The organism is Streptomyces sp. MAI_2237, from assembly GCF_054189285.1.
This window is the reverse complement of the sequence record NZ_JAJPGQ010000003.1, coordinates 3364233-3384308: the sequence shown is the minus strand read 5'-3', so window position 1 is coordinate 3384308 and position 20076 is coordinate 3364233. Positions and strand designations below refer to the sequence as shown.

17 protein-coding genes are annotated in these 20076 nt (G+C 72.6%); 11 read left to right on the top strand and 6 right to left on the bottom strand.

From position 1 onward, the window contains the following. Window positions 1-2 precede the first annotated feature (2 nt). The 3 genes from LN251_RS25895 to fdhD are packed head-to-tail and all read left to right on the top strand — an operon-like array spanning window position 3 to window position 3533. Window positions 3-1820 carry an NADH-ubiquinone oxidoreductase-F iron-sulfur binding region domain-containing protein gene (locus tag LN251_RS25895; protein ID WP_458246494.1) on the top strand — a complete coding sequence of 606 codons (1818 nt, stop codon included), beginning with the start codon at window positions 3-5 and terminating at the stop codon, window positions 1818-1820. Further along, complete coding sequence (locus LN251_RS25890) at window positions 1817-2677, top strand: 2Fe-2S iron-sulfur cluster-binding protein (protein ID WP_458246493.1); 861 nt, start codon at window positions 1817-1819, stop codon at window positions 2675-2677. Before LN251_RS25895 ends, LN251_RS25890 begins: the two co-directional genes overlap by 4 nt. A 7-nt stretch (window positions 2678-2684) precedes the next feature. Then, on the top strand, window positions 2685-3533 hold the full coding sequence (fdhD, locus tag LN251_RS25885) for a formate dehydrogenase accessory sulfurtransferase FdhD (protein WP_458246492.1): 849 nt from the start codon (window positions 2685-2687) through the stop codon (window positions 3531-3533). Between the two features lie 271 nt (window positions 3534-3804). Here the strand turns inward: fdhD and LN251_RS25880 are convergent, their stop codons facing one another. Then, window positions 3805-4332: an isochorismatase family protein gene (locus LN251_RS25880; protein ID WP_458246491.1), complete on the bottom strand. Its 528-nt coding sequence runs from the start codon at window positions 4330-4332 to the stop codon at window positions 3805-3807. Between the two features lie 19 nt (window positions 4333-4351). Next, window positions 4352-4789 (bottom strand): MarR family winged helix-turn-helix transcriptional regulator, encoded by a 438-nt coding sequence (locus LN251_RS25875; RefSeq protein WP_403949974.1) that lies wholly within the window; start codon window positions 4787-4789, stop codon window positions 4352-4354. Between the two features lie 106 nt (window positions 4790-4895). Between LN251_RS25875 and LN251_RS25870 the strand changes: the two genes are divergently transcribed. The 3 genes from LN251_RS25870 to LN251_RS25860 all read left to right on the top strand — a co-directional run bounded on the left by LN251_RS25870 (window position 4896) and on the right by LN251_RS25860 (window position 9037). Then, on the top strand, window positions 4896-5813 hold the full coding sequence (locus tag LN251_RS25870; RefSeq protein ID WP_458246490.1) for a quinone oxidoreductase family protein: 918 nt from the start codon (window positions 4896-4898) through the stop codon (window positions 5811-5813). Window positions 5814-5949: 136 nt separating this feature from the next. Continuing rightward, entirely contained in the window at window positions 5950-7812 is a 1863-nt protein-coding gene (locus LN251_RS25865; protein WP_458246489.1) for an exo-alpha-sialidase, read from the top strand. Window positions 7813-7822: 10 nt separating this feature from the next. Then, window positions 7823-9037: a DUF4185 domain-containing protein gene (locus LN251_RS25860; RefSeq protein ID WP_458246488.1), complete on the top strand. Its 1215-nt coding sequence runs from the start codon at window positions 7823-7825 to the stop codon at window positions 9035-9037. Here LN251_RS25860 and LN251_RS25855 read toward each other — a convergent pair. Beyond that, window positions 8973-9989, bottom strand: a complete 1017-nt coding sequence (locus LN251_RS25855; protein ID WP_458246799.1) for a bile acid:sodium symporter family protein — start codon at window positions 9987-9989, stop codon at window positions 8973-8975. The two genes, LN251_RS25860 and LN251_RS25855, sit on opposite strands and share 65 nt — an antisense overlap. 191 nt (window positions 9990-10180) lie before the next feature. Between LN251_RS25855 and LN251_RS25850 the strand changes: the two genes are divergently transcribed. After that, window positions 10181-11068: a LysR substrate-binding domain-containing protein gene (locus tag LN251_RS25850; protein ID WP_458246487.1), complete on the top strand. Its 888-nt coding sequence runs from the start codon at window positions 10181-10183 to the stop codon at window positions 11066-11068. A 619-nt stretch (window positions 11069-11687) separates the two neighbouring features. Here the strand turns inward: LN251_RS25850 and LN251_RS25845 are convergent. Beyond that, on the bottom strand, window positions 11688-12683 hold the full coding sequence (locus LN251_RS25845) for an Lrp/AsnC family transcriptional regulator (protein WP_458246486.1): 996 nt from the start codon (window positions 12681-12683) through the stop codon (window positions 11688-11690). Window positions 12684-12794: 111 nt separating this feature from the next. Here LN251_RS25845 and LN251_RS25840 point away from each other — a divergent pair, with 111 nt between their 5' ends. The 3 genes from LN251_RS25840 (at window position 12795) to LN251_RS25830 (ending at window position 17356) form a co-directional block, all read left to right on the top strand. Further along, window positions 12795-14303, top strand: a complete 1509-nt coding sequence (locus tag LN251_RS25840; RefSeq protein WP_458246485.1) for an MFS transporter — start codon at window positions 12795-12797, stop codon at window positions 14301-14303. Between the two features lie 232 nt (window positions 14304-14535). After that, window positions 14536-16362 carry an AMP-dependent synthetase/ligase gene (locus tag LN251_RS25835; RefSeq protein WP_458246798.1) on the top strand — a complete coding sequence of 609 codons (1827 nt, stop codon included), beginning with the start codon at window positions 14536-14538 and terminating at the stop codon, window positions 16360-16362. Window positions 16363-16519: 157 nt separating this feature from the next. After that, window positions 16520-17356, top strand: a complete 837-nt coding sequence (locus tag LN251_RS25830) for an aldo/keto reductase (protein ID WP_458246484.1) — start codon at window positions 16520-16522, stop codon at window positions 17354-17356. 109 nt (window positions 17357-17465) lie between these two features. On the opposite strand, the gene LN251_RS25825 is transcribed toward LN251_RS25830, so the two are convergent. Next, the gene (locus tag LN251_RS25825) at window positions 17466-18080 is read right to left on the bottom strand and encodes a hypothetical protein (protein WP_458246483.1); all 615 of its coding nucleotides are present in this window, start codon (window positions 18078-18080) and stop codon (window positions 17466-17468) included. Window positions 18081-18271: 191 nt separating this feature from the next. Here LN251_RS25825 and LN251_RS25820 point away from each other — a divergent pair, with 191 nt between their 5' ends. Continuing rightward, window positions 18272-18967: a glycoside hydrolase family 75 protein gene (locus LN251_RS25820; RefSeq protein WP_458246482.1), complete on the top strand. Its 696-nt coding sequence runs from the start codon at window positions 18272-18274 to the stop codon at window positions 18965-18967. 126 nt (window positions 18968-19093) lie between these two features. Here the strand turns inward: LN251_RS25820 and LN251_RS25815 are convergent, their stop codons facing one another. Continuing rightward, the gene (locus LN251_RS25815; protein ID WP_458246481.1) at window positions 19094-20005 is read right to left on the bottom strand and encodes a class I SAM-dependent methyltransferase; all 912 of its coding nucleotides are present in this window, start codon (window positions 20003-20005) and stop codon (window positions 19094-19096) included. Window positions 20006-20076: the final 71 nt, after the last annotated feature.

The following is a 20076-nucleotide window of genomic DNA, read 5'->3' as shown; positions in this document are numbered from 1 at the left end:
TGATGGATCTGCAGTTCGGCGACAGCAAGCCGACGGACGACGAACGGGCCGCCGTCGACGCCCTGCTGGGCCCTCCCGAGTCCTCCTGGGAGGGCGCCGACCGGTCCGACGCCGACCTCAGGTGGGCGCGGGGCGGCCGCGAGGCCCGGGGCCGGCGCGAGATGCTGCTGCCGGGGCTGCACGCGATCAACGACCGGATCGGCTGGATCAGCGACGGCGCCCTCGACTACCTGTGCCGCAGGCTGACCGTGCCACCGGCGGAGGCGTACGGCGTCGCCACCTTCTACGCCATGTTCTCCGTCCGGCCGCGCCCGGCCACCGTGCTGCACCTCTGCACGGACCTGGCCTGCGCGGCGGCCGGGGCGTCCGAGCTGTGCGCGGGCGTCGAGGCCCGGCTCGGCCCCGGCGTCTCGGTGCAGCGCGGCCCCTGTCTGGGCCTGTGCGAACGCGCCCCGGCCGCCCTCGCCGTCCGCGCGGGCGACCCGGTGCGTACGGCGGTGGCGGCGCCGGCGACGGTCGAGGCGGCCGTCCTTGCCGCGAGCGCCCCGGACTCCGCCCCGGAGGAACCACCCGCCGCGATGGCGGTGCCCCAGGCCGGCGACCCGGGACTCGTGCTGCTCGGCCGGGTCGGCGTCGTCGACCCGGCCTCCCTGGACGACTACCGCGCCCACGGCGGCTACACCGCCCTGCGCCGGGCCTTCGAGCTCGGCCCCGCCGGGGTGATCCGCGAGGTCACCGACTCCGGCCTGGTCGGGCGCGGCGGCGCCGCCTTCCCCACCGGCCGCAAATGGCAGGCCACGGCGTCCCAGCCCGACCACCCCCACTACCTCGTATGCAACGCCGACGAGTCCGAGCCGGGCACCTTCAAGGACCGCGTCCTGATGGAGGGCGACCCGTACGCGCTCGTCGAGGCGATGACGGTGGCCGCCTACGCGGTCGGCGCCCACCGCGGCTACCTCTACCTGCGCGGCGAGTACCCCCGGGCGCTGCGACGACTGGAGCACGCCGTCGCGCAGGCACGCGCACGCGGCTTCCTCGGCGACGACGTCCTCGGCCAGGGCTACGCCTTCGACATCGAGATCCGGCGCGGAGCCGGGGCCTACATCTGCGGCGAGGAGACCGCCCTGTTCAGCTCCATCGAGGGCTACCGGGGCGAGCCGCGCTCCAAACCTCCGTTCCCCGTGGAGAAGGGACTGTTCGGCAAGCCGACGGTGGAGAACAACGTCGAGACACTGGTCAACGTCCTGCCGATCCTGACGAGCGGCGCACCGGCGTACGCGGCGATCGGCACGGGCCGGTCCACCGGCCCCAAGCTGTTCTGCGTGTCGGGCAGCGTCGAACGGCCGGGGATCTACGAGCTGCCGTTCGGGGCGACGCTCGGCGAGGTCCTCGCCCTGGCCGGGGTCCGCGAGAACCTGCGGGCGGTGCTGCTCGGCGGCGCGGCCGGCGGCTTCGTACGCCCCGACGAACTGGACATCCCGCTCACCTTCGAAGGCACCCGGGAAGCCGGCACCACCCTCGGCTCGGGAGTCGTCATGGCCTTCGACGACAGCGTCCCGCTGCCCCGGCTGCTGCTGCGCATCGCCGAGTTCTTCCGCGACGAGTCCTGCGGCCAGTGCGTGCCCTGCCGGGTCGGCACCGTGCGGCAGGAGGAGGCCCTGCACCGGATCGTGCGGCGCACCGGCCCGGCCGCCGCCGACGACATCGCGCTGCTCAGGGAGGTCGGCCGCGCCATGCGGGACGCCTCCATCTGCGGTCTCGGGCAGACCGCGTGGAACGCCGTGGAATCCGCCATCGACCGTCTGGGGGCGTACGAATGACCGTGACATCGCTGGGGATCCCGCGCCGGCTGCTGGAGTTCACGATCGACGGCGAGGCGGTGCGGGTGCCCGAGGGCTCGACGATCCTCGACGCCTGCCGGGCCGCCGGGAAGGACATCCCGACCCTGTGCCAGGGCGACACCCTGCGCCCCAAGAACGCCTGCCGGGTCTGCGTCGTCGAGGTGGAGGGCTCCCGGACCCTCGTACCGGCCTGCTCGCGCCGGGCCGAGCCCGGGATGGAGGTCCGCACCGGCACCGAGCGCGCCCGGCACAGCCGCAAGATCGTCCTGGAGCTGCTCGCCTCGTCCGTCGACGTGTCGACGACTCCGCAGGTCGCCGCGTGGATCAAGGAGTACGAGGCGAAGCCGGACCGTTTCGGCCCCGACGCGGCCCGGCTGAACGAAGAGCCGAAGATCGACAACGACCTGTACGTGCGCGACTACGACAAGTGCATCCTCTGCTACAAGTGTGTCGACGCCTGCGGCGACCAGTGGCAGAACACCTTCGCGATCTCCGTCGCCGGCCGTGGCTTCGACGCGCGGATCGCCGTGGAGCACGACGCCCCGCTCACCGACTCCGCCTGCGTGTACTGCGGCAACTGCATCGAGGTCTGCCCCACCGGCGCGCTGTCCTTCAAGTCGGAGTTCGACATGCGGACCGCGGGTACCTGGGACGAGACCAGGCAGAACGAGACGACCACCGTGTGCGCCTACTGCGGAGTGGGCTGCAACCTCACGCTCCATGTGCAGGACAATGAGATCGTGAAGGTCACCTCCCCGCACGACAACCCGGTGACCCACGGCAACCTCTGCATCAAGGGCCGCTTCGGCTACCAGCACGTACAGAACCGGGACTGAGGCACACATGGGACGAGTCACGGAACGACGCAAGGTCATCCGCATCCGCGACGGGGCGGTCTCGTCCCGCCCGGACACACTCGTCGCCGAGGAGCCCCTGGAGATCCGGCTGAACGGCAAGCCGCTCGCGATCACCATGCGCACCCCGGGCGACGACTTCGCGCTGGCCGCGGGATTCCTGGTCAGCGAGGGCGTACTCGCCGAGCAGGACGACCTGCAGAACATCGTCTACTGCGCGGGCGCCACCGTCGACGGCTCCAACACGTACAACGTGGTCGACGTGCGGACCGCGCCGGGCGTGGCGATCCCCGACATCACCCTCGAACGGAACGTCTACACCACCTCGTCCTGCGGCCTGTGCGGCAAGGCGAGCCTCGACGCCGTACGGACGACGGCCCGCTGGCCGATCGCCGACACTCCCCCGGTCCGGATCGACCCCGAGCTGCTCGCGAGCCTCCCCGACCGGCTGCGCGCGGCCCAGCGGGTCTTCGACCGGACCGGGGGCCTGCACGCGGCCGCGCTGTTCAACGAGGGCGGAGAGCTGCTGGACGTACGAGAGGACGTGGGCCGGCACAACGCGGTCGACAAACTGGTCGGCCGCGCCCTGCAGAACGGGGACCTGCCCCTGTCCCGGACGATCCTGCTGGTCTCCGGGCGGGCCTCCTTCGAGCTGGCGCAGAAGGCCGTGATGGCCGGCATCCCGGTCCTGGCCGCGGTGTCGGCACCGTCCTCGCTGGCCGTGGACCTGGCCACCGAGACCGGGCTGACCCTAGTGGGCTTCCTGCGCGGCACCTCCATGAACGTGTACGCGGGCGAGGACCGCATCGCCCTGCGGACCGCGGCCGCCCAGGGGTGACCGCCTCCCCGCGGCACGGCGGCGGGACCCCGACCGGCGGGGAGCGCCCCCTGCGCCTTCGGGGTCCCGTCCTCTTTGTTTGCTGCGTTCGCCTTCGGGGGCGCTGTGTGCCGGTGTCGAGAGCGCCATCGTGCTCGGCGCTGCGCGCCTCCGCGCGTTCACGCTCTCGACACCGGCGCGCCCCCTGCGGCCCTCTTCGCGGCCGGCGCGTGGGTGGCGTGGGCGTGGGTGGGCTCTTGCCGTCAGGGCAGGAGAGGTACCTGCGTTGTGGTCAGGCGGCGACGAAGCGGACCTGGGGTGCCGTCACCACCGTGCCCAGGCGGGGGAAGTCGAGGCGTACCGAGGCCTCGTGCTCGGCGGAGGTGAAGGCGGCCATGGCGTCCTCGACGAAGATCAGGTCGTAGCCGAGGTCGCCGGCGGCGCGGGCGGTGGACTCGACGCCCAGGTTGGTGGCGATTCCGGCGAACACGAGCGCGCGGATGCCGCGTTCGCGCAGGAGGTCGTCCAGGCCGGTGCCCTGGAAGCCGCCGATGGTCCGCTTCACGACCTCCAGATCGCCCTCTTGGGCGAGGCCCGCGACCAGACCGCTGCCGGGTGGCTGTTCGGCGACGCCGGGGCGTTCGACGCGAATGAGGACGACGGGCGCGCCGGCTGAGCGGAAAGCGGTCGCCAACTCCTGGGCGGTGGAGAGTACTTCGGTGCCTTTGCGGGGCTCCAGGGGCAGCGCGACGATCCGGTCCATCAGATCGACGAGGACGAGGGCGCTGCGCGCGGGGTCGAGGGCGAGGGGTGGGGTCATGACGGAACGTTATCCGCCGTCAGCCCTCCGTACCGGAAATCCGGATCAACAAGGTCAGGAACCGGTCGCGTTCCGCCGCCGTGAGGGGCGCGAGCAGCTCGTCGTTGGCCGCCCGGGCCGCCTTCTCGCAGCGCTCCAGCAGCCGCGCGCCCGGCGCGGTGAGGGAGACGGCGTTCTTGCGGCGGTCCTTCGGGTCCGGTTCGCGGACGACCAGGCCGGCTCCCTGGAGGTCGTTGAGGACGCCGACCAGGTCCTTCGGGTCGAGCCGCACGCCGCGGCCGAGGTCGGCCTGGGCGACGGGCGCGAGGTCGCGGACCGCGGAGAGCACCACGTGGTGCCACATCTTCAGCCCCTCGGCGGCCAGCGCCTCGGCGACCAGGGCGCGCCCCCGGTCGGCGGCGCGGCCGAGCAGCCAGCTGGGCAGGGAGCGGATCGCGGCGAGCGGGGCTTCGGGCATGGCAGGAGCCTAGGCCGAAAACCGTTGGGAGTCCCCATGGATTCTCGCTATCGTTGGGGCTCCCAATGAATTGCCGTCGGGTGTTCCGACGGTCTCTGGAGGTGCGATGCGCCGCGTTCGGTACGAGTCCCCCGGTGGCCCTCTGTTCCTGGAAGAGGTCGCGATTCCGGAGCCCGACCCCGGTGAGCTGCTCGTCCGGTGCGAGGCGGTCGGCGTCACCCTTCCGGTCGTCCGCAAGGTCACCGAGGCCGCCGCGCCGGTTCCGCTGGGCGGCGAGGTCGCCGGGGAGGTGGTGGCCGTCGGCGAGGGGGTGGGTCGCTTCCGGGTCGGCGACCGGGTGACCGGGCTCGTCTTCGGGCACGGGTACGCCGACTTCGCGGTGCTCGGGGAGGCGATGGCCTCGCCGGTCCCGGACGGCGCGTCCGCCGTCGACGCCGTCGCCCTGGTCCGCAGCGGTCTCGTCGCGCTCGGGGCCCTGGAGGCGGCCCGGCCCGAGCCGGGCGAGGCCGCTCTGCTCACGGGCGCGGCGAGCGGGGTGGGCCATCTGGCCGTGCAGCTGGCGCGGACGCGGGGCGCGGGCCGGGTCGTCGGGGCCGTGTCCCGTCCGGGGAAGGGGGACTTCGTGCGCTCCCTCGGCGCCGACGACGTGATCTGCTACGGCGACGAGGGGTGGGGCGAGCCCGTCGACTACGCGCTCGACGCGGTGGGCGGCGAGTTGCTCGGAACGGCGCTCGCGGCACTGAGCCCCGGCGGGCGGCTGGTGGCGTACAGCTCGGGCGGCGGGAGCGTCCAGGCGTACGACCTGCTCGTGGGCGCCAAGTCGGTGATCGGCTTCCAGATGGCGCGGATCGCGCGCGGGAAGCCGGAGGTGTACGAGCGGTGGCGGCTGGAGCTGTGGCGGCTGTTCGCGGAGGGCGCGCTGAAGCCCGTCGTGCACGGGGAGTTCGCGCTGGAGGAGGCCGCGAAGGCGCATGAGGTGATCGAGTCGCGCGGCAATCTGGGGAAGGTGGTCCTGCGGCCCTGACAGCAAGTGGCCGCACGGTTCTTGTGGGTCCTCGGAGACCGCAACTAGCCTCTGTGACACGGACATTGGACGTCGGATGTCCGGATGTCCGGTCGTACAACCGGTCGTACAGACCTCTGAAGGGCAGGTGCGCACCATGCCGTCACGTCTTCGCACCCGGCTGAGAGCCGTCGGCGTCGGGCTGGTCGCGGCCGCCGCGCTCGCCGCGCTCCCGGCCCCCGCCGCCCACGCTGCCTCGAGGGCGCCCGAGTTCGAGCAGCAGGTGCTGTTCAAGGCCGCCCAGGACCCCGGTTACGCCTGCTTCCGGATACCGGCGGTCGTGCGGACGACCGCCGGGACGCTGCTGGCGTTCGCCGAGGGGCGGCGGCTGAACTGCGGGGACGCCGCGGACATCGACATCGTGCTCAAGCGGTCCACGGACGGGGGGCGCACCTGGGGTCCGCTGCGGGTCGTCACCGCGGGCGGCGGTGACACGCACGGCAACCCGGCGCCGGTCGTGGACCGGGAGACGGGCCGCGTGCTGCTGGCCGAGACGTACAACACGGGCCGTACGGACAGCGCCAGTTGCTCGGTGCCCTGCGACCGGACCCCGCATCTGCAGTACAGCGACGACGACGGCCTGACCTGGTCGGCGCCGCGCGACCTGAGCGACGAGATCCTGCCCGCCGACTGGAACTCCTGGTACGCCACCGGTCCCGTGCACGGCATCCAGCTCACCCGCGGCAAGCACGCGGGACGGCTCGTGCTCGGCGTCAACACCGAGACGTGGAACGGCAGTCGGGTGGCAGCCAATCACGCGGCACTCATCGTCAGCGACGACGGCGGCGGCCACTGGCGGGCCGGTGCCACCGACTCCTGGCCGATCGCGGACGGCGGCACCTTCCGGCAGAAGCCGTCCGAACTCACCCTCGCCGAGCGCCTCGACGGCTCGGTCCTGGTCAGCGGGCGGGAGCAGGACGGCACCGACCTCGGCCACCGCACCCAGGCCGTCAGCCGGGACGGCGGCGACAGCTTCACCGGTCCCTTCCGCGACCTGCCCGACCTCTACGCCCCCCAGGTGCAGGGCTCGATGCTGCGCCTGGGCGACCGCATCCTGCTGGCCTGCCCGGGCGACCCGGACCGGCGCCGGACCATGATGATCCGCTCCTCCTACGACGGCGGCCGCACCTGGGACAGCGTCGACCGCGGCACGGTCGTGACGACGGACTGGTCGGGCTACTCCGACCTCACACGGATCGACCGGGACACCGTGGGGCTGCTGTACGAGGGCGGGGCCGTCGACGCGCGCGACGAGATCCGCTTCGCCCGCTTCACCGAGGACTGGCTGCGACCACGGCGCGGCCCCGACCCGACCACCCCCGACCTGGCCCGGCACGCGCGCCCGGCGGCCGTCCTCGGCGGAGCCGCGGAGACGAAGGGCGTCCTCGGCGGCGCGCTGGAGTTCGACGGCGCCGACGACGCCGTACGGCTGCCCTACAGCGACCGGCTGCCGCTCGGGACGAAGGACTTCACCGCGGCCCTGTGGTTCCGCTACACCGCCGGCACCGGCGAGCAGCCGCTGCTGTGGATGGGCGGCATCGGCACCGCGCAGCCGCAGGTATGGCTGCGCGCGGAGCCCGCCAACGACCGCCTCCAGGGCCTGATCACCGTGCGCGACGGGGCGGCGGCCCCGCGGTCGGTGTCCGTCCGCACCAACGGCGCCTACAACGACGGCCAATGGCACCGGCTGGCGCTGCGCCGCGGCGGCGGACGGCTGACGCTGTTCATCGACGGCACGTCCATCGGCACCGCCGACGTGCCGGGCTCCGTCAGCCGCAATTCCCCCTTCGGCGTGCACATCGGCCAGCGCATGGACAGCCGCGCCTTCTTCACCGGCGCCATCGACGACGTCCATGTGTGGGACCGGGCGCTGAGCGACGAGGAGATCGCCGGGCGGGACGCGTCCTTGAAGGACACCGTCCTGTGGCTGCCCATGGACCACGTGCGCGACAACCACTAACGTCCCGTGGGTGCCCGACGACGTACGAGCACGACAGCGGACGGGGACCGGCATCGGCCTGCTGCTGACGCTGGTCCTCGCGGCCGTGCTGCTCACCGCCCTCCCGGACCACGGCGGACGGCAGGGCGGCGGGTGCGCGCCGTACACGGTCTCCTCCTGGTCCGCGGACGACCGGCTCACGGACGAGTTCACCCGCTACGGTGACGACCCGGCCCGCGGCGACGACTGGACCGGCGGCGACGGCACCCACTCGGTGCGGCTGCCGGACGGCCGGGTGCTGTGGCTGTTCTCCGACACCTATCTCGGCCAGGTGCACGCCCCGCCCAACCCGGTCGGCGAGTCCGCCTCCTGGCGGGACACCTCCGCGCCGCTGGTGCGCAACTCGGCCGTGGTGATGCGCGACGGCCGGCTGCGAGCCACGCTTCCGGCGCCGCTGTTCCCCGATCCGGCGCCCGGCCAGTGGCGGTGGCCCGTCGCGGCCCGCGTCGAACCGCGCTCCCCCGGCTCGTCCGAGCAGGTCGTCCGGGTGCTGCTGTGGGTGCGAACGGCCGGAGCGCCGCCGTGGATCTACGGCGTGCCGACCGCCACCGAGGTGGCCACGCTCTCGCTGCCCGACCTGCGGGTGGAGTCGGTGGTGAAGGTGCTCGACCAGAGCCTGGTCGCCGACCCCTCGCGCCGGGTCCTGTTCGGCACGACGCTGGTCGAGAAGGGCGGCTGGAGCTACGTGTTCGGCGGCGACGACCGGCAGGCGGCCTCCCACCCGTCGTCCTCGGCCTACCTGGCCCGCGTGCCGGAGGGCCGGCTCGCGGACCCGTCGGCCTGGCGGTACTGGGACGGCACGGGGTGGGGGACGCGGGCCGCCGCGGTGCGCGGGGCGAAGGTGGGCAGCGCGTTCTCCGTGGTGCGCGAGGACGGCACGTACGTGCTGTTCACCATGGCCGCGGGGAGCGCCGGCCTGACCACCGTGACCTCGTACTGGGCCTGCTCCCCCACCGGGCCGTGGCACGGCCCGACGCGGAACTTCGGCGCCTCGCTGCCGGCGGCCGAGGTCGCCGCGTACAACCCGCAGGCGCACCCCGCCGTGTCCGGCGGCTCCGGGGGGCGGCTGGTGCTCAGCTACGACGTCAACTGGCTGCAGACGACGGGCGCTTCGGCGGGCATCAACGCGAACGTGGCCCTGTACCGACCGCGTTTCGTGACGGTGCGGCTGGCCCGGAGCCGGTGACGTCGTCGTCGAGCGGGTCGCGCGAGCGGCGCTTGGCGATCACCGCGCACACCATCAGCTGCATCTGGTGGAAGAGCATCAGCGGCAGCACGGCCAGCGAGGCGTGGGCGCCGAACAGGACGCTCGCCATGGGCAGTCCGGAGGCGAGGGACTTCTTGGACCCGGCGAACTGGATCGCGATGCGGTCCTCGCGGTCGAAGCGCAGCGCCTTGGCGCCGTACCAGGTCAGGGCGAGCATCACGGCGAGCAGCACCGCCTCCACGACCAGCAGGCCGCCCAGCCGGACGGGGCTCACCTGGTGCCAGATGCCCTGGACCATGCCCTCGCTGAACGCGGTGTAGACGACCAGCAGGATCGAGCCGCGGTCGACCAGGCCGAGGACCTTCTTGTGCCGGGCGACGAAGCCGCCGATCCAACGGCGCAGCACCTGCCCGGCGAGGAACGGCACCAGCAGCTGCAGCACGATCTTGACGAGCGAGTCGGCGCTGAAGCCGCCGCCGCTGTTGCCGAGGAGGGCGGCCGCCAGCAGCGGGGTGACGACGATGCCGACGAGGGAGGAGAAGGAGCCCGCGCAGATCGCGGCGGGCACGTTGCCGCGGGCGATCGACGTGAAGGCGATCGACGACTGGATGGTGGACGGGACGAGGGTGAGGAAGAGCAGGCCCTGGTAGAGCGGCTGCGTCAGGAAGACCGGGACGAGGCCCCGGGCGGCCAGGCCCAGCAACGGGAAGACCACGAACGTGCAGGCGAGGACGGTGCCGTGCAGCCGCCAGTGCCGCAGCCCGTCCAGTGCCTCGCGCGTGGACAGCCGGGCGCCGTACAGGAAGAAGAGGAAGGCGATCGCCGCCGTGGAGGCGCCCGAGGCCACGTCGGCCCCCGTCCCGCGCGCCGGGAACAGGGCCGCCAGGCCCACCGTCCCGAGCAGCAGCAGGATGTACGGGTCGATCGGCATCCAGCTCGGCCATCGCAGGCGTTTCACGGTGCTCCACTTGCTTGTCGCTGGGTCGGGAGGTCTCGGGGGAGGGGGTCTGTGGGAGGCACGGAGTCCCCTGCTCCATCGTCCTCCTCCGCGGAGCGATCGGGAATCCGTCATACCGCTCTGACTGTCATCGCCGTTCATGATGACCAGCTACCGTGGCCCTTATGTACGAGCCCTCCCACCTGCGTACCTTCCTTGCCGTCTCGCAGACGCTGAGCTTCACGCAGGCCGCCCGGCGGCTCGGGCTGCGGCAGTCCACCGTCAGCCAGCACGTGCGGCGCCTGGAGGACGTCACCGGCCGCCGGCTGTTCTCCCGGGACACGCACTCCGTGGAGCTGACCGAGGACGGCGAGGCGATGCTGGGCTTCGCGCGCCGGATCCTGGAGGTGCACGAGCAGGCGACGGCGTTCTTCGCCGGCACGCGGCTGCGCGGCCGGCTCCGCTTCGGCGCCTCGGAGGACTTCGTGCTGACCAGGCTGCCGGAGATCCTTGAGGGCTTCCGCCACGACCATCCCGAGGTGGACCTGGAGCTGACGGTCGAGCTTTCGGGCACCCTGCACGAACAGCTGCAGGCCGGGAAGCTGGATCTGGTGCTGGCGAAGCGCCGCCCGGAGGATCCGCGCGGGGAACTGGTCTGGCACGACGAACTGGTCTGGATCGGCGCGGAGCGGCTGCGCCTGGACCCGGACCGGCCGGTTCCGCTGATCGTCTTCCCGCCGCCGGGCATCACCCGCGCCCTCGCCCTGGAGGCCCTGGAGCGGCAGGGCCGTCAGTGGCGCATCGCCTGCACCAGCGGCAGCCTGAACGGACTGATCGCCGCGGCCCGGGCGGGGCTCGGCGTGATGGCCCACTCCCGCGGCCTCGTCCCACCGGGCCTGACGCGGGTACCGGAGCGGGCGGGACTGCCGGAACTGGGGAAGGTCGACTTCGTACTGGTCCACGGCCGGCGCCGGGCCTCCGCCCAGAGCGCGGCCGACGCCCTGGCGGCAGCGATCCTGGCAGCCGGCGACCGCCTGCACCGCCGCTGGAGCCGCCGTGCAGACGCCAGCTAGCGAGACCGCCCCCTCTTCGGACCCCGGCCAGGAAGTGGGCAGCCGCAAGGCAGGCCCCGCCCCACAACCGCCCCCGTCAGGCCCCGTCGACCGACCGCCCCCACCTACGGACCCCGGTCAGCGAGCGGGCAGGGGCGAGGTGGGCCCCACCCGACGGCCAGCCCAAGCCCCGACCCGCCGACCGCACCCCCGCTGGACCGCCTTGCAGACGCCGGCTAGCGAGACCGCCACCTCTTCGGACCCCGGTCAGGAAGTGAGCAGCCGCAAGGCAGGCCCCGCCCCACGACCGGCCCCGTCAGGCCCCGTCGACCGACCGCCCCCACCTACGGACCCCGGCCAGCGAGCGGGCAGAGGCGAGGTAGGCCCTCAACCCACGACCGGCCCCGTCAGGCCCCGTCGACCGACCGCCCCCACCTACGGACCCCGGTCAGCGAGCGGGCAGAGGCGAAGTAGGCCCTCAACCCACGACCGGCCCCTCAAGCCGGGGCGGCTGACCGCCCCCAGCCGTCGGCCGCGGCCGGCGAGCGGGCAGGGGATCGGCCGGCCCACCCGACGACCGGCACCCTCAAGCCCCCCGCGGCTGCCCGCACCCCCACTCGTGCCCCCGCCCGGACCCCGGTCACCGCACCGGTAGCGGATACGTGAGCTGTTTGATGCGGCGTAGGAATACGGTCGTCTCCACGTGCTGGATGCCGTCCAGGTGGCCGAGGGGGCCGCTGAGGTAGGCGTACAGGGCGGCGGTGCTCTCCGCCAGGGCGGTCGCGACGATGTTGCAGGGGCCGGCCGTCGCGGAGGCGTGGGCGATCGGACGGTGGCCGGCCAGGGCTTCGCCGACCGAGTGCAGGGCGGCCGGGGCCGCGGTGATCCACAGGAGGGCGACCACCGGGTGGCCGACCGCGGCCGAGTCGCACTCCGAGTCGACGTACACCGCCCCCGAGGCGCGCAGCGCGGCGAGGCGGCGCTTGACCGCGGACTCGGACAGGCCGGTGGCGCGCTGCAGTTCGGGGTAGGTGGCGCGGCCGTCGCGTTCCAGGGCGGCCAGCAGGGGCTCGTCCTCGGCGGTGAGGCGGGCGGGTCCCGGGACCGGGCCGCCGGGCGGGCGCAGCGCCTCGGTCTCCTCGGCGGTGAGGGCGCCGAGCTTGCTGATCCAGCCCTGGGCGCCGCCGTAGAAGCGGTGCAGCAGCTGGTGGGCGCGGATCTCCACCACGCTGGGGGTGCGCGGGAGCTTGCCGAGCAGCAGGTCGTCGTGGTCGCTCGAACTGCGCGGGCGGGTCAGGCACAGGACCTCGGTGCCACCCGAGGCGAGTCCGACCCAGGAGGTGTCGGGGCGCTTCGCGAGCGCCTCCCCGATGGCGGGGGCGCTGTCGGGCGCGCAGCGCACCCGCAGCATCCACTGGTCCCGCCCCAGCCGGTGCGCGTCCGGCATCACCACGACCCGCAGCCCGGCCTCGGCGCACAGCCGCCGGTAGCGGCGGGCGACGGTCTGGTCGGAGACGCCGAGCACCGAGGCGACCTTGCTGAAGGGAGCCCGGCCGTCGATCTCCAGGGCCGTCAGCAGGCGCACGTCGAGCTCGTCGAAACCGGACGTCGGCAGTGCGTGGATATTCGTCTCCATAGAGCCCCCTGATGTCGGATTCCGGCGCCCGGAGGCCCATGGCCGCCACGATCGGCCGGAGCGTCCCATCGTACGGAGACAGACGCAGCCATCGCACGAGGAGTTGAGGACATGCGTACTTGGGGGCCGCTCACGGCCGTCTGCCTGGGCACGTTCATGCTGTTGCTGGACGTGACCATCGCGGTGGTCGCACTGCCGGACATGGCGGGCTCGCTGCACGCCTCACTGAGCGACCTGCAGTGGGTGATGGACGGCTACGCGCTCGCGCTGGCCGCGCTGCTGCTCGGGGTGGGCGCCGCGGCCGACATCCTGGGCCGTCGGCGGGTGCACGTCACGGGCGTCGTGGTGTTCGCGACGGCGTCGCTGCTGTGCGGCGTCGCGGGCGGGCCGGGGACGCTGGTCGCGGCGCGCGGCCTGCAGGGCCTGGGCGCGGCGGCGATGCTGGCGACCACCCTGCCGCTGCTCAGCTCGGTGTACCGGGGCAGGCAGCGCTCGGCGGCGCTCGGTGTGTGGGGCGCGGTCAGCGGCGCCGCGGCCGCGGTGGGACCGGTGGTCGGCGGACTGCTGACGGACGGGCCGGGCTGGCGGTGGATCTTCTTCGTCAACCTGCCGGTGAGCGTGGCCTCGGTGTGGCTGGTCCTGAGGGTCGTACCGGAGTCGCACGGTTCGCGCGAGCGCCGCGTGGACTGGGCGGGCACGGTGACGTTCGCCGCGTTCGCGGGCGCGCTGACGTACGGCGCGGTGCGGGCCGGGCAGCACGGCTGGGGCGAGACGGGCACCGTGCTGGCGTTCGCGGCGGCCGTCGTGGCGCTGGCCTGTTTCGTCGTCGCCGAGCGGCGCGGCACCGACCCGATGCTGGACCTGCGGCTGTTCGCGAAGCCCGCGTTCTCGGGGGTGATGGCCGGCGCGCTCGCCTTCAACGCCGCCGCGTTCGGCCTGATGGCCTACGACTCGATCTGGCTGCAGTCGCTGCTCGGGATGAGCCCGGTGCGCGGCGGCCTGGTCTTCCTGTGGCTGTCGCTGTCGTCGTTCGTGGTGGCGGCGGCCGGTGGGCGGCTGCTGCACGGGGTGCCGGCCCGGATCACCGTCGGGGGCGGGCTGCTGCTGATCGGTTCGGGGCAGTTCTGCATGACCTCGCTGGACGCGGGGTCGACGGCGTCCGCGCTGGTGCCGGGGCTGGTACTGGTGGGTGTCGGTACGGGCCTGGTGGCACCGGGGCTGGCGGGCGCCGCGCTGGCCACCGTGCCGCAGGACCGGCACGGGATGGCGGGCGGCGCGGTCAACACCTTCCGCCAGCTCGGCCTGGCGCTCGGCATCGCCGTCTACGGGACCACGCTGACCTCGCGGATGCAGGACACGCTGCCGCACGGCCCGGCCCACGCGCTCGCGGGCGGCGGGGCGGGGGCGCTGCGCGGCGCGTTCTCCGAGCACGCGCTGCGCACGGCGTTCGCCGCGGGCCTGAACACCGCCGCCGGGGCCGCGGGGGTGACCGCCATGGTCGCCGGGGCGCTGGTGGTCGCCCTGGTCCGGGCGCCGCGTGCGACCGGGGGCACTGTGACGAAACCGGGCCGTGAGACGCTGACAGAGACGACGGGCGCACCGTCGGCAGGAGGCCGTTGACCTGCGGTCAAGGGCGGTAGCCGGCTCGTACAGATTCCGTGGAGATTACGGGACCGAAACTTACTCAACCGTCAGTTTTCTGTCCGACCCTTCCTGATGTGAGCGCATTTTCCGCCCGCTGGGCGGGGTGTACGTGAGGGTTGTTCCGATTCGGCGCCCCTCCCGCCCCGTCTCCGGGTGGGGTAGCTTTCACGGCGCTTGCGAAGTCTCGAACAGGGAGCGGGGAGTGGGTTTGCGCGAGTTCACCAGCCCGCCGTTGACGCTGCCGCCGACGGTGGGCGGCCTGGCCGACGTCGTCTTCGAGCGCGCCCTGGAGGACCCGCTGCACATCTCCCTCGGCCGCAAGGACGACGAGGGCCGATGGCGCGATGTGACGGCGGCGGAGTTCCGGGACGAAGTCCTGGCCCTCGCCAAGGGGCTGCTCGCCCGGGGCATCCGGTTCGGCGACCGGGTCGCGATCATGTCCCGCACCCGCTACGAGTGGACCCTGTTCGACTTCGCGCTGTGGACGATCGGCGCCCAGGTGGTGCCCATCTATCCGACGTCCTCGGCGGAGCAGTGCTTCTGGATGCTGTACGACTCCGAGTGCTCGGCGGCGATCGTGGAGCACGAGGACCACGCCATGACGATCGCCAGCGTCATCGACCGGCTGCCGCAGCTGCACCAGCTGTGGCAGCTCGACCTCGGCGCCGTGCAGGAGCTCTACGACGCGGGCGCGCACCTCGACGACGACGTGGTGCACCGCCACCGGCAGGCCGTCACCCCGGCGTCGACCGCGACGATCATCTACACCTCGGGCACCACGGGCCGCCCCAAGGGCTGTGTGATCACCCACAGCAGTTTCATGTGGGAGGCGGACACGGTCGCCGACCGCTGGGAGTCGGTCTTCCACTCCAAGAAGGGCGACGAGGCGGCGACCCTGCTGTTCCTGCCGCTCGCGCACGTCTTCGGGCGCATGGTGGAGGTCGCCGCGATCCGCCGCGGGGTGCGCTTCGGCCACCAGCCGCAGCTGCACGCCGCCGCCCTGCTGCCGGACCTGCAGGCGTTCAAGCCGACGTTCATTCTCGCGGTGCCGTACATCTTCGAGAAGGTCTTCAACGCCTCCCGCCGCAAGGCCGAGAAGGAGGGCAAGGCCGGGCCGTTCGAGAAGGCCGTCGAGATCGCCGTGAAGTACGCCGACGCCGTCGAGGCGAAGGCCTGGGGCATCGGCCCCGGCCCGTCGGCCGGTCTGCGCATGCAGCACCAGCTGTTCGACAAGCTCGTCTACTCCAAAGTGCGCGCGGCGATGGGCGGCCGGATCCGCAACGCCATGTCCGGCGGCTCCGGGATGGACCGCCGGCTGGGCCTGTTCTTCGCGGGCGCGGGCGTGCAGATCTACGAGGGCTACGGCCTGACCGAGTCGACGGCCGCCGCGACCGCCAACCCGCCCGAACGCACGCGCTACGGCACGGTCGGCCGGCCCGTCCCGGGCGTCACCGTGCACATCGCGGACGACGGGGAGATCTGGCTGCACGGCCCGAACATCTTCCAGGGCTACCTCAACAACCAGAAAGCCACCGACGAGACCCTGCACGACGGCTGGCTCGCCACCGGTGACCTGGGCTCCCTGGACGAGGACGGCTACCTCACCATCACCGGCCGCAAGAAGGAGATCCTCGTCACCTCCGGCGGCAAGAGCGTCTCCCCGGGGGTGCTGGAGGAGCGGGTCCGGGACCATCCGCTGGTCAACCAGTGCATCGTCGTCGGCAACGACCGCCCCTACATCGCCGCGCTGGTCACCCTCGACCACGAGGCCGTCGAGCACTGGCTGACCATGCGCGGCAAGCCGCGGCTGTCCCCGGCCGAGCTGGTGCGCGACGCCGACCTGGAGACGGAGGTGCGGCGCGCGGTGGTCGCCGCGAACACGCTCGTCTCGCAGGCCGAGTCGATCCGCACGTTCCGGATACTGGCGCAGCCGTTCACCGAGGAACACGGCCTGCTGACCCCGTCGCTGAAGCTGAAGCGCAAGGCGATCGAGAACGCCTACGCCAACGAAGTCGAGGCGCTGTACCGCGCTTAGGGCCTGTCGTAGGTCTGGGTCCGCGTCGTCAGGGCACCTTCAAGGTGACGTCACGCACGGGCGCCGCGATGGATTTCCCGGTCAGGAATGCATCACGGCCCGTGATCGTTGACGATAGGAGTACGACCTGACAGACAACCGTAAGGATCAAGAGCTCGTGAGCAGCAAGGTCCCCCCGATCATCCTCAACAACGGCGTCGAGATGCCCCAGCTGGGCTTCGGCGTCTGGCAGGTGCCGGACGACGAGGCGGAGCGGGCGGTCGCCACCGCGTTGGAGGCCGGGTACCGCAGCATCGACACAGCGGCGATCTACGGCAACGAAGAGGGCACCGGCAAGGCGATCGCCGCCTCCGGCGTCCCGCGCGAGGACATCTTCGTCACCACCAAGCTCTGGAACAGCGAGCACGGATACGACGCGACGCTCGCCGCGTTCGACGTCTCGCTGCGGAAGCTGGGCCTGGAGTACGTCGACCTCTACCTCATCCACTGGCCGACCCCGGCCCGCGACAAGTACGTGGACACGTACAAGGCGTTCGAGAAGCTGCTCGCCGACGGCCGCGTCCGCGCGATCGGCGTGTCCAACTTCGAGCCGGAGCACCTGCGCCGGCTCATCGACGAGACGTCCGTCATCCCTGCGGTGGACCAGATCGAGCTGCACCCGCATCTGCAGCAGCTCGCGGCGCGCGAGTTCCACAAGGAGCAGGGCATCGCCACCGAGGCCTGGTCGCCGCTCGGTTCGGGCAAGGGCCTGCTGGAGGTCCCGGCGCTCGTCGCCATCGCCCAGAAGCACGGCCGCACCCCGGCGCAGGTCGTGCTGCGCTGGCACCTGCAGCTGGGCAACGTGGTGATCCCCAAGTCCGTGACGCCGTCCCGGATCAAGGAGAACATCGAGGTGTTCGACTTCAGCCTGGACACCGAGGACCTGGCCGCGATCAGCGCGCTGAACGAGGACCGGCGCCTGGGCCCGGACCCGTCCACCTTCAACATGGCCTGAGAACAACATGGCCTGAGAACGCGTCAGGTCCCGCGCGAAGGCCCCCGCCGTGCGGCGGGGGCCTTCGTGTGCGGGGCCGGTCCGCGTCCCGGCCGGCTTGCGCGAAGGGTCAGTTGCCGCCCCACACCTCCGCGTGGACGATCTCGAACTCCTCCAGTGCGACCACGGTGACATGTGCCTTGGCCGCCCCCTCCTGCCGGACGGACGCCTGCGACGAGCGCGACGCCGCCAGCGACTCGCGGTCCGCGAACAGGGCGCCGACCAGGCCGCGGCCACGCGCCCGGTCGATGTGCAGGGACGTCCCGGTGAAGCCCGGCAGCGTCTCCAGCCGGGGGGCCACCGAGGCCCGGAAGGTCTCGGCCAGCAGATCCGCGTCGGCGGGGTCGAACTCCAGCCGCGTGATGCGCAGTCCGCCGCCGGACACCGGCCTGCCGGCCGGGTGGTAGACGGCCACCTCGTAGTTGTCCACCGCGATCGTCGCCGCGAACGGCTCCATCAGCGACGGGCGCCGCTCCCGCATGACCTCGTCGCTGTTACGCCTGGCCTCCTCGGAGTCCCACCAGCTGACGGCCAGCAGTTTGCCGAGCTCCCGGTCGACGAAGATGCCGGCCCCTCGGTATCCGGGGCGCTCCTGCAGCAGGTCCCGGCCCTGCGCGTTCAACGCCCTGATGGCGGTGTCCACCTTCGCGGGATCTCCGGTGGCATACACAGTGCGCACGAACATGAGCCTCGCCTCCCAGAAGTAGGGCGAATTTCCGGAATGCTCATTCCATCCAGTCTTGTCCTGGGCGCAGAGCAGTGCAATCAGGGCGGCGAACAGAAGTCCGGACCAAGGGGGTTGACGGGAGCACGTAAAGCGCGCGACCTTGTACGCCACCCGGTAAGGAAACTTTCCTAACAGAAGGGTCCCCCACAGTGCGTCTACGAACACTGACCCTCGCCGCGGCCTCCGGAGCCGCCCTGCTCGCCGCCGGAGTCCTCCCCGCGAACGCCTCCGGCACCGCCCGTCCGGCCACCACTCAGGAGGGCTCGGTCAGCGCGGCCGACCTGCTCGCCAAGGTGACCTCCTGCTCGCAGATCTCGAACGGCAAGTACAAGACCGACGACGAGACCTCGGCCACCGTCCCGGTGTGCGGCAAGAACGGCGCCGTGTTCTGGAAGGCCGACATGGACATCGACTGCGACGGACAGCGCACGTCGAAGTGCAGCGAGAGCACCGACCCCTGGTACCAGGACGACACGGCCTTCCACCAGTCCGACGGGCGGCCGCTGCGCGCGGACTCGCTGCCGTACGTCGTCGTGCCCAGCTCCAGCAGCATCTGGAAATACTCCAGCGCCGGCATCAAGGGCGGCGGCGTGGTCGCCGTGATCTACAACAACAAGGTCGAGTACGCCGTCGTCGGCGACACCGGCCCCACCAAGATCATCGGTGAGGCCTCGTACGCCACCGCGAACGCGCTCGGGATCGACCCGGACCCCGAGACCGGCGGCGCCGACTCCGGCGTCACCTACATCCTGTTCAAGAACTCCCAGGTGTCCCCCATCGAGAGCCACAGCGCGGCCGTCACCCTGGGGGACAAGCTGGCCAAGCAGTTCCTGCAGAACAACTGACCCCGGCCGGACAGCCCGACCGGCCTTCGCGCGGGGCCGGTCGGGCTGTCCGCCGGCCGGTGGGCCGGGGCCGCTCCGCACCGCCGGTGCCGGGACCCAGGGAATCCGCACCGCCGGGGCCGGGACTCAGCCGGTGCGTACCGCCGTGTTCACGGTGTGCGCCGCCAGGACGAACACGTCCGGACGGTGGTGCACGCCCGCCTTGTCGTCGGGGTCCAGGAGGCGGTCCAGGGTGGTGCGGTCGTCGGCGTCGAGGCGGTCGCCGAAGGACTCCCGGAACCGGCTCAGGGTGTCGGCGACGTAGGCACGGGCCCGGTCGGAGGCGGGCGCGGGCAGGTCGAGGAGGAAGGTGCGCGTACGGGCGTGGGTCAGCCCCGCGCCGCTCAGCAGCGCCTGCCAGTCCTCCACCTCGTCGACAGAGCCGGGCAGGTCGGCCCGCATCCGCGCGAACCACTCCGCTTCCAGCACGTCCAGGCGCGCCTGCAGCCCGGGGCGGCCGAAGCCGAGGTCGCGCGGCAGGAACCGGGCCGGCAGACCGCCCTCCATGATCGCCAGCGTCCCGCCGGGCGCCAGCCGCTGCGCGAACGCGGCGAGGGCGGCCCGTTGGTCGCCGAGGTGGTGCAGGCTGCGGCCCGCCCACAGCAGATCGGCCGGATAGTCCAACTCCCCCAGCACCTGCGGCAGTTCACCGGCCAGGGTGTCGAACCGGTCGGCGTGGCCCTGTCGCTCGGCCCGCTTCCGGGCCCGCTCCAACAGCGGTGCGGAGCCGTCGACGGCCATGACGCGGGCGCCCGGGAAGGTCTCGGCGAACAGGCAGGTGACGACCCCGGGGCCGCTGCCCGCGTCAACGATCAGCCCCGGCTCGGTCACCTCTCTGCCGAGCCAGTTCAGGGCGCGCTCGTACAGGGGCGTGAACAGTTCCGCCTGCGCCTCCAGGTGCGGGGCCATCTCGGCCCAGTCGATGTCGGTGCCGTCACCGTGCGCGTGCCGGTGGCCCTCTTGGTGGTGACCGTGTCCGTGGTGGTGCTCGTGCGCCATGCTCGTCAGCCTCTCGTCCGCGATGCCGCCAGCGTGCTCCGACGCACCGGGCGGGGGCCACTTCTGTTGCC

Coding starts and splice junctions, on each gene's coding strand:
- LN251_RS25880 (WP_458246491.1), bottom strand. CDS start 4,332: ATGACCCCACCCCTCGCCCTCGACCCCGCGCGCAGCGCCCTCGTCCTC.
- LN251_RS25815 (WP_458246481.1), bottom strand. CDS start 20,005: ATGGCGCACGAGCACCACCACGGACACGGTCACCACCAAGAGGGCCAC.
- LN251_RS25870 (WP_458246490.1), top strand. CDS start 4,896: ATGCGCCGCGTTCGGTACGAGTCCCCCGGTGGCCCTCTGTTCCTGGAA.
- fdhD (WP_458246492.1), top strand. CDS start 2,685: ATGGGACGAGTCACGGAACGACGCAAGGTCATCCGCATCCGCGACGGG.
- LN251_RS25840 (WP_458246485.1), top strand. CDS start 12,795: ATGCGTACTTGGGGGCCGCTCACGGCCGTCTGCCTGGGCACGTTCATG.
- LN251_RS25855 (WP_458246799.1), bottom strand. CDS start 9,989: ATGCCGATCGACCCGTACATCCTGCTGCTGCTCGGGACGGTGGGCCTG.
- LN251_RS25845 (WP_458246486.1), bottom strand. CDS start 12,683: ATGGAGACGAATATCCACGCACTGCCGACGTCCGGTTTCGACGAGCTC.
- LN251_RS25895 (WP_458246494.1), top strand. CDS start 3: ATGGATCTGCAGTTCGGCGACAGCAAGCCGACGGACGACGAACGGGCC.
- LN251_RS25865 (WP_458246489.1), top strand. CDS start 5,950: ATGCCGTCACGTCTTCGCACCCGGCTGAGAGCCGTCGGCGTCGGGCTG.
- LN251_RS25890 (WP_458246493.1), top strand. CDS start 1,817: ATGACCGTGACATCGCTGGGGATCCCGCGCCGGCTGCTGGAGTTCACG.
- LN251_RS25825 (WP_458246483.1), bottom strand. CDS start 18,080: ATGTTCGTGCGCACTGTGTATGCCACCGGAGATCCCGCGAAGGTGGAC.
- LN251_RS25875 (WP_403949974.1), bottom strand. CDS start 4,789: ATGCCCGAAGCCCCGCTCGCCGCGATCCGCTCCCTGCCCAGCTGGCTG.
- LN251_RS25850 (WP_458246487.1), top strand. CDS start 10,181: ATGTACGAGCCCTCCCACCTGCGTACCTTCCTTGCCGTCTCGCAGACG.